General features: G+C 51.9%; 12 protein-coding genes. 3 read left to right on the top strand and 9 right to left on the bottom strand.

Annotated elements, in window-relative coordinates:
• Position 1 precedes the first annotated feature (1 nt).
• From DWZ76_RS09815 to DWZ76_RS09790, 6 genes are all read right to left on the bottom strand, one after another.
• Positions 2-772 carry an ABC transporter ATP-binding protein gene (locus DWZ76_RS09815; protein ID WP_243015259.1) on the bottom strand — a complete coding sequence of 257 codons (771 nt, stop codon included), beginning with the start codon at positions 770-772 and terminating at the stop codon, positions 2-4.
• Positions 773-931: 159 nt separating this feature from the next.
• Positions 932-1,741, bottom strand: coding sequence for an ABC transporter permease (locus DWZ76_RS09810; RefSeq protein WP_118469274.1), 810 nt, complete (start codon positions 1,739-1,741; stop codon positions 932-934).
• A complete protein-coding gene (locus DWZ76_RS09805; RefSeq protein ID WP_333549120.1) occupies positions 1,738-2,724 on the bottom strand; it encodes an ABC transporter permease in 987 nt (328 codons plus the stop codon). The genes DWZ76_RS09810 and DWZ76_RS09805 overlap by 4 nt, the downstream gene beginning before the upstream one ends.
• Positions 2,717-4,381: an ABC transporter substrate-binding protein gene (locus tag DWZ76_RS09800; RefSeq protein ID WP_118469276.1), complete on the bottom strand. Its 1,665-nt coding sequence runs from the start codon at positions 4,379-4,381 to the stop codon at positions 2,717-2,719. Before DWZ76_RS09800 ends, DWZ76_RS09805 begins: the two co-directional genes overlap by 8 nt.
• Before the next feature lie 275 nt (positions 4,382-4,656).
• Positions 4,657-5,607 (bottom strand): HD domain-containing protein, encoded by a 951-nt coding sequence (locus DWZ76_RS09795; RefSeq protein ID WP_118472547.1) that lies wholly within the window; start codon positions 5,605-5,607, stop codon positions 4,657-4,659.
• A gap of 23 nt (positions 5,608-5,630) precedes the next feature.
• Positions 5,631-6,905 carry a S1C family serine protease gene (locus DWZ76_RS09790; protein WP_233430292.1) on the bottom strand — a complete coding sequence of 425 codons (1,275 nt, stop codon included), beginning with the start codon at positions 6,903-6,905 and terminating at the stop codon, positions 5,631-5,633.
• Positions 6,906-7,184: 279 nt separating this feature from the next.
• Here DWZ76_RS09790 and DWZ76_RS09785 point away from each other — a divergent pair, with 279 nt between their 5' ends.
• The 3 genes from DWZ76_RS09785 to DWZ76_RS09775 all read left to right on the top strand — a co-directional run bounded on the left by DWZ76_RS09785 (position 7,185) and on the right by DWZ76_RS09775 (position 11,840).
• A complete protein-coding gene (locus DWZ76_RS09785; protein ID WP_117796702.1) occupies positions 7,185-9,590 on the top strand; it encodes an endonuclease MutS2 in 2,406 nt (801 codons plus the stop codon).
• A gap of 65 nt (positions 9,591-9,655) precedes the next feature.
• Positions 9,656-10,369 carry a response regulator transcription factor gene (locus DWZ76_RS09780; RefSeq protein WP_107001860.1) on the top strand — a complete coding sequence of 238 codons (714 nt, stop codon included), beginning with the start codon at positions 9,656-9,658 and terminating at the stop codon, positions 10,367-10,369.
• A gap of 52 nt (positions 10,370-10,421) precedes the next feature.
• Positions 10,422-11,840 carry a HAMP domain-containing sensor histidine kinase gene (locus DWZ76_RS09775; protein ID WP_117796703.1) on the top strand — a complete coding sequence of 473 codons (1,419 nt, stop codon included), beginning with the start codon at positions 10,422-10,424 and terminating at the stop codon, positions 11,838-11,840.
• A gap of 29 nt (positions 11,841-11,869) precedes the next feature.
• On the opposite strand, the gene DWZ76_RS09770 is transcribed toward DWZ76_RS09775, so the two are convergent.
• The 3 genes from DWZ76_RS09770 to DWZ76_RS09760 form a co-directional block, all read right to left on the bottom strand.
• Positions 11,870-12,502 carry a helix-turn-helix domain-containing protein gene (locus DWZ76_RS09770; RefSeq protein ID WP_022358806.1) on the bottom strand — a complete coding sequence of 211 codons (633 nt, stop codon included), beginning with the start codon at positions 12,500-12,502 and terminating at the stop codon, positions 11,870-11,872.
• Positions 12,483-13,160, bottom strand: coding sequence for a DUF3990 domain-containing protein (locus DWZ76_RS09765; protein WP_107001858.1), 678 nt, complete (start codon positions 13,158-13,160; stop codon positions 12,483-12,485). The genes DWZ76_RS09770 and DWZ76_RS09765 overlap by 20 nt, the downstream gene beginning before the upstream one ends.
• A 226-nt stretch (positions 13,161-13,386) precedes the next feature.
• Complete coding sequence (locus DWZ76_RS09760) at positions 13,387-14,970, bottom strand: L-serine ammonia-lyase, iron-sulfur-dependent, subunit alpha (RefSeq protein WP_118472546.1); 1,584 nt, start codon at positions 14,968-14,970, stop codon at positions 13,387-13,389.
• Between the last annotated feature and the right edge of the window lie 27 nt (positions 14,971-14,997).

Below are 14,997 nucleotides of genomic sequence, written 5' to 3'. Positions count from 1 at the left end.
CTCATTCTCCTCCAAAAAATTCATGTTCCGGCAGCGCCCGGTAGAGCGCCTGCGTGTATGGCTCTTTCAGATTCCGTCCCTCCCGGAAGTTCTCCGGCTTTACTTCCTCCAGAATCGTCCCGTCATAAAACACCAGAATCCGGTCCGCCATCTCAATCGCCAGTTCCAGATCATGAGTAATCAAAAGCACCGCTGCCCCGTCCTGTGCCATCTCTTTTAAATGACGGATCACATGGCGCGCGGTCATCGCCTCCAGCCCCGGTGTCGGTTCATCCGCCACAATCAGCCTCGGCTCCTGCATCAGTGTCGCTGCCATCAGGACGCGCCGCGCCATGCCGCCCGACAGCTCAAATGGATAACATTTTTCCACTGATTCATCCAGCCCGTACCGCTTCAAAAGCTGGCGGCATTTTGCCCGCGTCGCTTCATCTTTTCTGCCGCCGCAGATCTGATCCCCGACCCGCATCAACGGATCGAGGTAGGAAACCCCCTGCGGAATCAGGGAAATCCCATTGCCCCGCAGCCCGGCAAGCCGCGTCTCATCCAGAACCTCTCCCTGATAGGAAATTTTTCCTTCCATCCGGCAGTTGTACGGCAAGATCCCCAGAATCGCGTGCGCCAGCAGGCTTTTTCCCGAACCACTCGCCCCGACCACCGCCGTCAGCTCCCCACTGAAAAGTTTGCAGGAAAGGTCGCGGAGCGGATGGAGTTCGCGCCGTCTAAGCCCACGCGCGTACTGCGTAAAATATAAGTTTAGATTTTGAATTTTCAATATCGGCTTTTCCATGGAATCACGATTTTCACGCAATCTCCGTTCTTTGAGAACGTCTGTCTGTTCCAAATCTGATAGCCGCATCGTTTTTGATTGTTTCTGTCTTAATCGCATCATTTTATCAAAATATATGTTTTTCTGCCTCATTCCCAGCATCCTCTACTCATGCACGCTCCCCGGATCCATCAGCCGCCCCAGGCTCTGCCCGATCGCCTGAAATCCCAGCGTTACCAGCACCAGTGCCGCGCCCGGAAAGAGCGCCAGCCACCATTTTCCGGTAATCAGGTACGACATACTCTCGGATAAAATAACACCGATCGCCGGTTGCTCGGAGGAAAGGCCGAAGCCCAGAAAGGTCACGCCCGCCTCATGAAGAATCGCATGGGGAAAGAGAAGAATTAACCCGGTTACAAATTGCCGCGATACCTGCGGTACTATGTGGTTCCAGGCAATCCACCAGGGCTTTTTCCCCAGTTTTTCGGAGATCCGCATATACGGACTGTCCCGGATCTGTAAGATTTCCGCCCGCAAAAGCCTCGCCAGGGACGCCCAGTGCGTCAGGGCAATCCCGGCTGCTACACCCCGGAATCCCTTTCCCAGACTGTAGGAAATCAGGATCAGGAGAAGCATGTGCGGGATTCCCATTACCAGATTAATCAGCCCGCATACCAATGAATCCATCAGGCCCCCGCCAAGCGACGCCAGCAATGCAAGCGCCAATGCCACCGCGGCGCTGATCGCCGCGGTCAGAAGCCCCAGCCGGATGCTTAAAGAAAGCCCCGCAACCGTCCGTTTCAGCATATCCCGCCCCATCCAGTCGGTTCCAAACAGCCCGCCGGTTCCCGGAGGCAGGTTTTTTCTCGCAAAATCGACCTGCTGTGCGGCATCCTCCCAGACGATTCCAAGCACTGTCACCAGAATCAAGAAAAGGAGGGAAATTCCCAGCAGCCAGAGTGTTTTCTTTCTCATGCCCTACCTCCTTTCCTAAGTCTCGGATCGACCAGCCGGTACAGCCCATCCGCCGCTGCATTTCCTGCAAATACAAGCACGGCACTGATGAGTGTAATTCCCAGCAGAAGCGGGATATCGCTTCCCAGCCCCGCCGTGACCGCCGCCCGTCCGAGTCCCGGATAGGAAAAGACCTGTTCCACCAGCACCGAACCGCCGAAAATCTCGCTGATCGAGCCAAATTGCAGCGTAATTACCGGGAGAAGCAGGTTGCGGAGTCCATGCCGGAAAATCAGCCGCCAGCCGCTCTCGCCCCGCGCCCGCGCATAGAGTACGTAATCACTTTCCAGAATCTCAATCACTTTTTCGCGCGTGTGCATCGCAATCGAAGAAATCCCTGTCAGTCCCAGCGTACACGCCGGCAGAAATGCGTGATACAGGCGATCCGCCAGGCTGACCTCGTCCGCCGCCATTCCCACCGGGACACTGAACCCGATTGGGAAGATGGGAAGCTGCACTGTAAAGAGAAGCAGCAGCACCAGCGCCAGCCAGAAGGACGGCGTTCCCGCGATCACGATGCAATAGCCCGTAATCAGGCGATCCACCCACTTGCCCCGTTTTGCCGCCGCTGCAATTCCTAAAAATATCCCCACGATTCCCGAAAACAGCCACGCAGACAGAAGGAGCCACACTGACGCAGACGCCTTTTCCGCGATCACCTCCAGCACCGGTCTGCGGTACAGAAGGGAAATGCCAAAATCACCATGACAGATGCCCGAAATCCAGCTAAAGAAGCGCTTCCAGACCGGCACACCAACGCCCCAGTACGCCTGCAGCTTCTCGATCTGCTCCGGCGCCATCGAGCCGAGCGCCGTCTGCCCGACATTCGTCTGCAGCGGATCGACCGGAGACATCGACACCAGCAGAAACGATACCAGACTGACTGCCAAAAGCAGCAGAATCAGGTGCAGCAGACTGCGCCCAAACCATTTCATCCTACTCATAGTACCACCGATCGACATTGTTGACGATGGACCAGCCGTGACCGTGCGGATGCACCTTCTGCTCTGCGACATGAAGCCCGTCTCTCACCCAGTACAGATGATCGACATTTACCAGCCAGATCCACGGAAGATCACCCTCGGCTGAAACGCCCGTCTCGCCGTCCCACTGCGCCGTTTTCCACAATTCATACGAACTTTCCAGATCCGGTGCTTCCAGGGCCTCATCCATATAAGCGTCCACGGTCTCATTCGCATACGGCGAATATTCTGCCAGCCCCGTATCTGCCTTTGTATGGTAAATATTATAAAATTCCATCGGCGTGTGCGCGCCCCAGCCCCAGAGAAGCGGCTGCGACTGTGCCTCGTCATACGCAGTATCCCAGCCGGTGCCGCGGATCGATGCGTCAATTCCAATCTCTTTTAACTGCTGTGCCGTATCGGCTGCCAGCGCCTGACGCACCGAATCCCCGGTCGGATAGAGAAATTCCAGAATGGCTTTCACTCCATCCTTTTCGCGGATGCCGTCAGCATTTTTCTTCCATCCCGCCGCATCCAGCATCTCTTCCGCCTTCTCCACATCATAGGAAATTTTCTCCATTTCATCGTTGTACCACGGCATCTTGTCACAGACACTATATGCCGGGCTGCCGTAACCATTTAACACATGATCGATCATTTCCTGCCGGTCAATCGCCAGGTTGATCGCCCGGCGCACCTGCACATCCGCGGTAAAATCATTGCCGATTTTTACGCCATCCCCCCGTACCGTCTCCGGCACTGCCGGGAGGTTAAATCCACGGTTGTCCACCGTCTCACAATCCAAAAGACTGAATTCTGGAACCGACTGGTCTGCATAGGACGCCGCCGTGTACGCCACATCCACCTGCCCGGCGCGCACCGCCACAAATGCCGCATCCTCTTCCATAAAGAGAATCGTGACCTGCCGCATCTTCGGCGCATCCCCATAATAATCCGGGTTGGCTTCCAGAATCACCTGCTGCCCCTTGTCCCACTGTTTCAGGATATATCGCCCGGAACCGATCGGATGTGTGCCGTAATCCGTTCCATATGCATGCTCCGGCACAATTCCCGTCACCGCCATCGTGTATGACCAGATAGCAAACGGGCGTTCCATCTCAAACACAACCGTCACATCATCGATCGCCTCCGCCTGTTTCAGCATTGAAAAATCGTTGACGGAACTCGTCTTTTTCAATGTGTTATAAGTGAATGCCACATCCTCCGCGGTCAGCGCCTCGCCATCCGTGAATTTCGCATCGTCGCGGATCGTCACCGTCCATGTCATTCCATCCTCGGAGGTCTCCACATCCGTCGCCAGATCATACCCGATACTCAAATCTGCTTCTGTCACCGTCAGGGTGCTCTGGATCAGCGGTTCATGCATATGCTCGCCCGCGCCCCAGCCATATGCCGGATCAAAGCCCGCCTCCGGCTCTGAAGTCGGCGGCATCGCGATAATAACGCTTGTTTGGGTATTTTCCGTCTGTTCTGCGCCGGAACCGCCTTTCTGTGCCTGATTTCCAGCGTTTCCGCATCCGGAAAGCATGACTGCCGCCGCTAAGGCAGTAACGCCAAGTTCCCTGGCTTCTCCGAACACCTTTCCAATGATTTTGCCTGTATTTTCTCGTTTTTTCATATTTTCTGTTGTACCCCTATATTTTTCTTTATGAAACAAAAGGATATCAGAAAAGTGCGATCCCTACTGAACCGCTGTACCTTCCTGGTATCCTTCTCCATTTTTCTTATTTATTTTATGTGCGGCTATTTAACTCGCTTCTCTGCCAACAGCATAGACACCTGATTCCTATTTTTTCGTTCCCCCGCTTCTGCAAGGCAGCATCTGCTTGTGCAGCGCTGTTTTCTTTTTCTTATATACATTTAGACTCATTTTAGATGTCTGTTATCTTATTATTATTCCGTCGGCGTCGTCTTTCTCACATTCGTCTCCAGGAAACGGTTATATCCGAGCCAGCCCGGATTCTCCCCGCCGCTCTTTAAGACTTCCAGCATCGTCTCCATCTTCGCATCGGTATTGTCCGCGAAATTCAATGCCAGCGCCTCCAGAAGCGCCGGTTTCTTCGGGGAACCGTACTCTAATTCGCCGTGGTGCGCAAGGATGCAGTGCTTTAACTCCGCCGCTGTCTTTGCCGGGAATCCCGGAATCTCCTTAATACGGTCTGCAACCATCATCGTGCCGATCACGATATGACCTAAGAGCTGACCGTCGTCCGTATAATCATTTTCCGGAAACGCGGATAATTCCTGCACTTTTCCGATGTCGTGGAACAGCGCCGCCGTCAGAAGCAGATCGCGATTCAGCGCCGGATATGACTTCGTGTAGAAATCACAGAGTTTCATAACACTTAACGTATGTTCCAAAAGTCCGCCCACAAAACCATGATGCACACTCTTCGCCGCCGAATGGAAGCAGAATTTCTTCACAAACGCCTTATCTTCCAGGAAATAGCTGGATGCCAGCTTTTTCAGGTACGGATTCTGGAAAGACTGCACCAGAGCCGTCAGATCCTGATACATTATCTTGATATCCTTTGAGCTGACCGGAAGGTAATCACTTTCCTGATACTCGCCCTCGTCTGCCTTGCGTATGCGCTTGATATTTAACTGGTTGGAACCCTGGAAAACCGTCACATCGCCGTCCACATAGACGTACTGCAGCGGCTCAAAATCATTGATGCCCGGAGAACTTAAATCCCAGATTTTGCAGTCTACCGTGCCTGTTTTATCCTGAAGCAGCACGGAAGCGTACTCTTTTCCGTTTTTCGTCACCGCGTGCTGTTTCGTCTTACATAAATATACGTCCGAGACTCTCATTCCTTCCCGGAACTGTTCAATATATCTCATTCTGCCTATATCCTCCTGAATTTCTATCTGGCGCGCAGAGATACCAAAAATGGAATTTCCGTGTATCCGTCGCGCCCTTTCCGCATCACATTTACCGATACAGACACGCCGCTCGCGGAATTTTCAATCTGCGCCTGGAGATCTTTGAAACTTCCGATCTCCTTTGTGCCAAATTTCACAATAATATCGCCGGGCTGGATGCCAGCGTCATATGCCGGGCTGCCGGAGACTGCCTCCGTCACGTAAACGCCCGCCGGAATGCCGCTCCCCTGCATCGCACGGCTCACATCCTGTCCCAGGATGCCCAGATATGCCGCCGAAGCGCCATTCGTCAGCCGCTCCAGAATCGGCTTGTAGCTGGAAATGGTGTACGCCGCCGTCCGATCCGTACAGCTCTCGCTGCGGCAGGACTCCGATGTCCAGCCGACCATCTCTCCGGCTGTATTGATCAAAAAGGTACCCGTCTGCGAATTGCTGCTGATATCCGCATACAGGATCCGCGTCAGTCCATCTGTAATCTGCACATTGCGCGCCACGTAGGATACCGTTCCGAACGAAAGCGAATGCACCTGTCCGGACGGACCGCCGATACCTACGAGGACATCGCCTGCCTTGACCGTATATGAATTGGCAAGTGAAAGCACCTGCACCTTTTTCCGCTCTTCTTCCGGCAGATTGCCGGACGGCACCGCCACAACTGCCATTCCGAGCACTTCGTCAATCTGGCGCACTGTACCAGCGATCTTCGTTCCATCCGAAAATCTCACATTGATCGAATCTGCTGCCCGCACCGCATCGGCGTAAGTAAAGATCAGAAATTCTCCATCACTCTCCGCGATGACTGCACCTGCATAATCACCCGTATTTTCCACCGGGTTTCCAAATATATCCGTATCCTGTTTGCCGGAGCTGACCGTCACGATCGACTTATCACCCTGTTCCCCGATTCCACGCAGCACCGACGTCATCGAATTGAAATTGTCTGCGGAAAACTGATAGCTGGAAAGCGCCTCGCTGACCGCCTCATCAATCTCCTGCTCCATTTGTTCCGGCTGCGCTGTCATATCCGCATCTGCACCGTCCGACGGCGAAACAGAGTCCGGATCGTCCTTGGAAAACTCGACTGAGGATGTCTCCTGCATCCCATTTTCCTGAAAACACCGATCCGCAAACGGCTTTACCGCCGCAAACGAAACCGCCGCGACTCCTCCAAATGCGGCTGACGCGCATACAAAGAGAGCCACCCGCTTCGCAATCTGTTTTCTGGTCAGCGGCGGCTTCACTATCGTTTCTCTCATGAATTCCCGTTTTTCCTTTTTTTCAAGTTCTTCTGAATCCGGCATTTCACTTTCCCCTTTGCATAACATATCCTAATTATACTTTCCTTCTTAAGGTTATGCAAGAAAAAAGTGCGAATGCTTGGCTAGACGGCGGGGAATGTGATATAATGTGAACACTTGACGAGGTCTTTTCGAGTCTAGTGAGAACTTATACCTGACCACTTAATGAGGTCTTTCACGAATTTAGTGGTCACGGTATCATGTGAACACCATTTAAATTAAGAGGATTACCACAACATGAATGAAAAAGCATTAAAAACTCTCGAATATACAAAGATCATCGACCAGCTCACGGAGTACGCCTCCACGGAGATGGGAAAACAGATGTGCCGGGAACTGCAGCCGTCCTGTGATCTGGGGACGATCCGGCAGAGCCAGACGGAGACGACCGATGCCCTGACGCGCGTCCGCATGAAGGGAAGTCTCTCCTTCGGCGGCGTGAAGGATGTGCGTGGTTCCATGAAACGTCTGGAAATCGGAAGTTCCCTGGGGATCCCGGAGCTTCTCGCTGTCAGCTCCCTGCTGACAGTCGCTGCCCGCGCGCAGAGCTACGGACGCCATGAGAAATCCGAAGAATTTCCAGATGATTCCCTCGATGAGCGCTTCCGCGCCCTGGATCCGCTGACGCCGGTCAACAATGAGATCAAGCGCTGCCTGCCATCCGAGGATGAGGTCAGCGATGACGCAAGTCCGGGACTTGCCAAAGTGCGCCGCTCCATGAAGATCGTGGGCGGACGCGTCCATACCCAGTTAAATTCTATTTTAAATTCCAGCCGGACCTATTTACAGGATGCCGTCATCACAATGCGCGACGGGCGCTATTGCCTGCCGGTCAAGGCTGAGTATAAATCCCAGGTACCAGGCATGGTGCACGACCAGTCCTCAACCGGTTCGACTGTATTTATCGAGCCGCTCGCGATCGTCAAGCTGAACAACGAACTGCGCGAGCTGGAAATCCAGGAAAAACGGGAAATTGAATTTGTTCTGGCAGCTCTTTCCAGCCAGCTTATGCCTTACACCGACGCGATCCTCTCGGATCTTTCGATTCTGGCAGAGCTCGATTTCATTTTCGCAAAGGCAGCTCTTTCCCGCCACTATAACTGCGTGGAACCGAAATTTAACAACAAACGGTATATCAATATCAAGGACGGACGCCATCCGCTCTTAAATCCGAAACAGGTCGTTCCGATCAACATCTGGGTTGGCGATTCGTTTGACCTTCTGATTGTGACGGGTCCAAACACGGGTGGTAAAACCGTTTCTTTAAAAACCGTCGGACTCTTTACCCTGATGGGGCAGTCAGGACTCCATATCCCGGCATTTGAGGGATCCGAGTTGGCTGTTTTTGACAATGTATTTGCCGACATTGGCGATGAGCAGAGCATCGAGCAGAATCTGAGTACATTCTCCGCCCATATGACGAATATCGTTTCGATTTTAAATGAGGCGGACGCCAATTCGCTCTGTCTCTTCGATGAGCTCTGTTCCGGTACCGACCCGACCGAGGGCGCGGCGCTGGCGATTGCGGTTTTAAATTTCCTGCACAACATGACCTGCCGGACGATCGCAACCACGCATTACAGCGAATTAAAAGTCTTTGCGCTGACCGCGCCAGGCGTTGAAAATGCCTGCTGCGAGTTCAACGTCGAGACTCTCCGCCCGACCTACCGCCTGCTCATCGGTATTCCAGGAAAAAGTAATGCATTTGCCATTTCCCGCAAGCTGGGGCTGCCGGATTATATCATCGACGAGGCGAAAAACCAGATGGAGCAGAAGGACGAATCCTTCGAGGATCTGCTTGCCAATCTGGAAAACAGCCGCGTGACCATTGAAAAAGAGCGCGAAGAGATCGCCTCCTATAAACAGGAAATTGAAACGCTGAAGAACCGCCTCCAGCAGAAGGAAGAACGTTTCTCCGAGCAGAAGGAAAAAATGCTTTCCAAAGCCCGCGAGGAAGCTCAGAAGATCCTTCAGGATGCGAAGGACACCGCCGATCAGACGATCCGCAACATCAACAAGCTTGCCAAGTCTTCCGGCGTCAATAAAGAACTGGAAGCTGAGCGGACCAAGCTACGCGGCAAGATCCAGGATGTAGACAAGAAACTGGCAGTTAAGAAAACCGCCGCACCGAAAAAAGCCGTTTCCGCGAAAAAGCTGCGTCTCGGCGATACCGTGCGCGTTCTCTCGATGAATTTAAAGGGAACCGTCAGCTCCCTGCCGAACGCCAAGGGCGATCTGTATGTACAGATGGGAATTCTGCGCTCCCTCGTCAATATCCGCGATCTGGAAATGGTCGAGGAAGCATCCATCACCGGACCGGGACTTTCCGGCACGCATACGGGTGGTTCCCGCGGATCCGGAAGCGGAAGCAGCAAGATCAAGATGTCCAAGTCCTTCAGCGTATCGCCGGAGGTCAACCTGATTGGCATGACCGTCGATGAGGCGATCCCGGTACTCGACAAATACCTGGATGATGCCTACCTGGCGCATCTTCCGCAGGTCCGCGTCGTACATGGTCGTGGAACCGGCGCTTTGAAAGCGGGCGTACACCGCCACTTGAAGAAATTAAGCTATGTCAAGGAATACCGGCTTGGCGAGTTTGGCGAAGGCGATACAGGCGTTACAATCGTGACATTTAAATAAGAAATATCCATAACTGTGAAGGTACTGAACAGTTACAAATATCCAAAAAAACAGGAGGAATCAACATGGCTGAAAAGCAGCGCATTCTCATCGTAGATGACGACTACAACATTGCTGAACTAATCTCACTTTACCTGACGAAAGAATGTTTTGAAACGAAAATTGTCGGAGACGGGGAAGAAGCTCTCCGGGTATTTCCCGAATTTCAGCCCAACCTGATTCTCCTTGATCTGATGCTTCCGGGCATCGACGGCTATCAGGTCTGCCGGGAACTGCGAAGTACCTCCCAGGTGCCAATCATCATGCTCTCCGCCAAGGGCGAAATCTTTGATAAGGTGCTGGGGCTGGAGCTGGGCGCCGATGACTACATGATCAAACCATTCGATTCGAAAGAGTTGGTTGCCAGAGTCAAAGCCGTTCTGCGGCGCTACCAGCTGCCGGTGCAGATGCCTGCATCGTCCGTGACCGAACAGCATGGCAATTTTGTCGAATATCCGGATCTCATCGTCAACCTGACGAACTACTCCGTCATTTACAACGGACACTCGATCGAGCTGCCGCCGAAGGAACTGGAACTGCTCTATTTCCTCGCGTCCTCACCAAACCAGGTATTCACAAGGGAGCAACTTCTCGACCATATCTGGGGATATGAATACATCGGCGACACGCGGACGGTAGATGTCCATATCAAGCGGCTCCGTGAAAAAATCAAGGGCAACGACAAGTGGGCGCTGACGACCGTCTGGGGGATTGGATATAAATTTGAGGTAAAACGGTAACTGTTAGTAAAGGAACTGAACTGTTACGTGAAGAGGTAACCGGAGGTTTACCATGAAATCAAACCACTACACACATTCTCTTTATTATAAACTGCTGATCGGCTATCTCATCTTCGGTCTGCTTGGATTCATCACGATCGCGACCATCTCATCTGAGATGACCTACCACCATCTGGTGGAACGCGAATCGGAGGTTCTGTATGACGAGGCGACCATGATTGCCGATCGGTGCAGCAAAGCCTACGAGGGCAAAACCATCAATCTCGACTCGGCATACCCACAGCTCGAGGCGGTTTCCGCCTATCTGCAATCGGATATCTGGATCCTGAACCATGAGGGCACCATCGTTGCGGACAGCAGCGACAGTCGTACCGGCATCGCAATCGACGATTTCGACCCGACCGCACAGGGCAATCGGCTCTATTCCATCGGACAGTATTACAACCTGTTTGACAGCAAAGTACTCTCCGTTTCCGCCCCGATCACAGGCAATATGAAGACCTACGGCTACATCGTGATTCATATGCCAATCCAGAACATTGAGGCGGAACAGAACGGATTTCTAAATATTATTTACATAACATCGATCATCCTGTTCTTCCTATCCCTGGTGGTGCTTCTTGTTTTTACAAAAGTGGTCTATTTCCCGCTCAAAAAGATTACGGTCGCAGCCAATGAATATGCAGCCGGAAACCTGGCACACAATATCCCGATTACCACCCACGACGAGATCGGCTATCTCGCCAGCACATTAAACTATATGTCCAGCGAGTTAAATGAAATGGAACAGTACCAGCACAATTTCATCGCGAACGTATCGCACGATTTCCGCTCGCCGCTGACCTCCATCAAGGGCTATCTCGAGGCGATTCTCGACGGCACAATCCCGCAGGAACTCTATCATAAATACCTGCACATCGTCATTTCCGAAACCGAACGCCTCAACAAGCTGACCCAAGGCATGCTGACACTCAACTCCCTGGACAGCAAAGGCTACTTAACCCGGACAAATTTCGATATCAACCGGACGATCAAGGATACCGCCGCAACCTTCGAGGGCACGTGCAGCGCGAAAGGCATCACGTTTGACCTGACCTTTGCGGATAGCATCCAGATGGTCTACGCCGATCTCGGAAAAATCCAACAGGTTCTCTACAACCTGATCGACAACGCGATCAAATTCAGCCACGAGGATTCGATCATTTACATCCAGACCTCCATCCGGTATGAAAAAATCTTCATTTCCGTCAAAGACACCGGCATCGGCATCCCGAAGGACAGCCAGAAGAAAATCTTTGAACGTTTCTACAAGACCGACTTATCGCGCGGAAAAGATAAAAAGGGGACCGGACTGGGGCTTGCGATTGTCAAAGAGATTGTTCAGGCACATGGGGAAAATATCGACGTTGTCAGCACCGAGGGCGTGGGGACGGAATTTATTTTTAGTCTGCCGAAGGCGACTGCGCTATAGCAAATTGAAACTGTCCAATTCCTTCGCAATTACAGCAAATCTTCCATCTGGCATCCCAGTGACCGTGCAAGCGCACGCACGGTTTCTGCGGATGCTTTTTGAATCTTCTTTTTTCCCTGTTCATACTGCTGAATACTCCGCAGCGTAACCCCCGATTGCTCTGAAAGATCCTTTTGGGTATATCCCGCCATCTTCCGGATCCGCCGCAACGCGTTTTTCCCCTGCTCTTTTCTTCGAATGATTCTGTCTGCCGCCTCAACAAATTTATCCTCCGGAGCTTCATGAAGTGCCGGATACATTTCCACAACCTCCCGGACCGGAAGCCCTGCTTCAATTTCCTTAAATTTCTTCTCACTGTACCACTGATAATACGCCAGTATCCAGCCACTCCAATACTCTCTGGAACAGGTAAATTCTACCTGCGGTTCCGGCAGTTCGTCCTTTTTTCCCGCTTTTCGAAGCACTTCCTCCGCAAGCTCCGTTCCAGAAAAGCCGCTCACTACTCTTGGTACACCTTCCCCAAATTTTTCTGCATACCCGGTTGTAAGAAACAATTTCCAAAAATCTTCCAGATCCATCCCACAGGCATTGACCGCATAATCTGTCATTTCCCCCAGATTCCTCATCGCATCATCCAGATATTCAATCCCATAAGCGCTCATCCTCAGCCGACACCTCCCCTCGAATCAAATCCCGCATATAAATACCGTCGATATCATCCTCTTCCACCTTTTTCCGGTATGCATTTCTAGCTTGCTCATCTCTGGCTCTTCGTTTTACATAATATTCCACTGAATCTACTCCTTCATAAGAAAGAAAGTGTATCGCCTGAAATGCCTTCTGACTCTTTAATACATACTGCTCTCCCAATTTTCCCAGCCGCATCGCATACGAAAGCTGCTCTAACGATATTTCATTATTTACAAACGCCCTTGCAAATGAAAAATACGAATCATCCGCCCGGTACCCAATCACCACATCATATCCGTCCACATCCGGGAGGAAATGTTCCAGCAGCCACTCTCTTCCCCGTTTCATGACCGCCGAAGAAAGGCGGATTTTCCGGTATTTCATCAAAATCGCCAGCCAATGAAGAACGCTGTAGTGCTTCTCCATCAAATTTAAAATCAAAAGACCGGTTTCATCCATTTCATACTGATTCACATAGCCGTCCTCCCGCTCGGCGCACGACCACTCCTTCGCCAGCTCCAGACTCTCCGTACAATAAAAGCCCTGTCCGTAGTCATTATAGACCTTTCCCTGACCATACATAGGAGTAGAAATAATTTCCAAGGAACCGTGATATAAAATTTTTCTCATTCTGAGGCAACCTCCTTATCTATTATGGGAGCAAGTAGAAACATGGGGTATATAAAAAATAGATTCGTTTTAATAAAAATAACTCTATAGAGATATTTTTATTAATATTATATCTCTATAGAGTTATTTAATCAATTTTTATTTCAGATCTTAAAAAGATATGCCACCTTACAGTACGCACCTTACACAAACTGTAACTGTCCTTTCACGATGTTTTGAATTACACCTACCGCGCCTCTTCCCCCGGAAAATGCGCGTCGGACCGCTTCAGAATCTCCCGTGCGGTCTTTGTCTTTCCAAGACCACCAAAGGTACACCGCAGTTCCAGCGGCAGCGACAGACCGATCTCATAGATTGCACCAATTGTCTCATCCAATGGGATCACTTTGTCATAGCCTGCCAGAATCATATTGGCGCTGGCGAGCGCATTGCTTCCGCCCATGATATTTTTGCCGAGACATGGCCATTCAACACGGTTTCCAACCGGATCGCAGGCAAGCCCTGTGATATTCTGAAGCCCTACAGACGCCGCATCCATACAATTTTCGATGGTTCCGCCCATCATCGCCGTGAGTGCCGCCGCTGCCATACCGGAACCGGCACCGCACTCTACCTGGCATCCTGCTACTTCCGCCGAAAACGTCGCTTCCTCTGCGAAAAAGACACCGACCAGACCCGCAACCAGAAGTCCCTGTACTACCATTTCTCTCGGAAGTGACAGCGCCCGCGCCAGTCCGATGACCGTTCCCGGCAGGCATCCGCAGGAGCCACAGGTCGGTGCTGCTACGATCACGCCCATGGAGCTCTTGCTTTCCATCACCGCCGTGATGCAACGGATGAGCTCATTGACAATCGGATCCGGAATCAGGCGTCCTGCCTGTTCGGCTGCTGCCACCCTGCTGACCTGCTCGCCCAGAATACGGTCCTGATATTTCGTCCCGGCTAATCCCGTCTCAACCGCCTGTTCCATGACCGACAAGATCTGTTCCATCTGACGGTATACGGCTTCTCTCGACTGACCGCCCCGACAAGCTTCATATTCCAATGCATACTCCCAGGACTCCATCGGATGCTCTTTCGCATAATCAACCAGGGCGGCTGCCGTTGAAAATGGAACCTGACAGGTTCTGCTGGAATGCGTCGGAAGCACCGGTTCAAGATAGCACGCCTGGTTGACACCCGCCACATCACGGACGGCTTGGATCACATTTTTTGTCAGCGGAACAGCTAATTTCCAATTATATAAGATCTGACCATTTTTCTGATCGCTCTGGAAAAATTCAGCATCCGGCAAAAGTGCTTCTATTTTTTTCTCAATTCCCGGTGCCACATCCGCAATCACCAGAAGCTCATAGAAATCTCCGGCTATCTGCACCGAAAATTCCTCGTATTTCTGCATCTCGACCATACCGCCGCCGACTGCGATCGCCTCCCAATGCACGACATTTCCATTCTGGTCCCAGACCTCTGCCCGGTAATTGCCCGGATGCTCTGCCCCATAATCAAGGATCCGGTATTCAATCTCCAATCCCCGTTCTTTCGCAATCGCCTCATACTGTGCGACATCCGGCGCATCCAGCTCCATATTCAAAAGCCCGCTGGCAAATCCCATATCCGTTCCGTGTCCCGTGTGCGATGCCGCCAGCGCACCATTGACATCAAAATCAACGATCGCTTTTTTCACCGGTGCATCCAGAGATTGCCGGATCATGGAGGCGATCCGCGCCGCCCCCGCCACATGGGAACTGGAAGGTCCGCGCATCACCGGACCGAGTACATCATTGAAGATACTGCAGGGTAGTTTTTCCATGGTTTGTCCTCCTTTTTGTATCAATCA

This window comes from Clostridium sp. AF35-15, from assembly GCF_003477745.1.
GTDB lineage: Bacteria > Bacillota > Clostridia > Lachnospirales > Lachnospiraceae > Otoolea > Otoolea fessa.
Note: the sequence above shows the minus strand (reverse complement) of the source record. Positions and strands in the feature narration are given on the sequence as shown.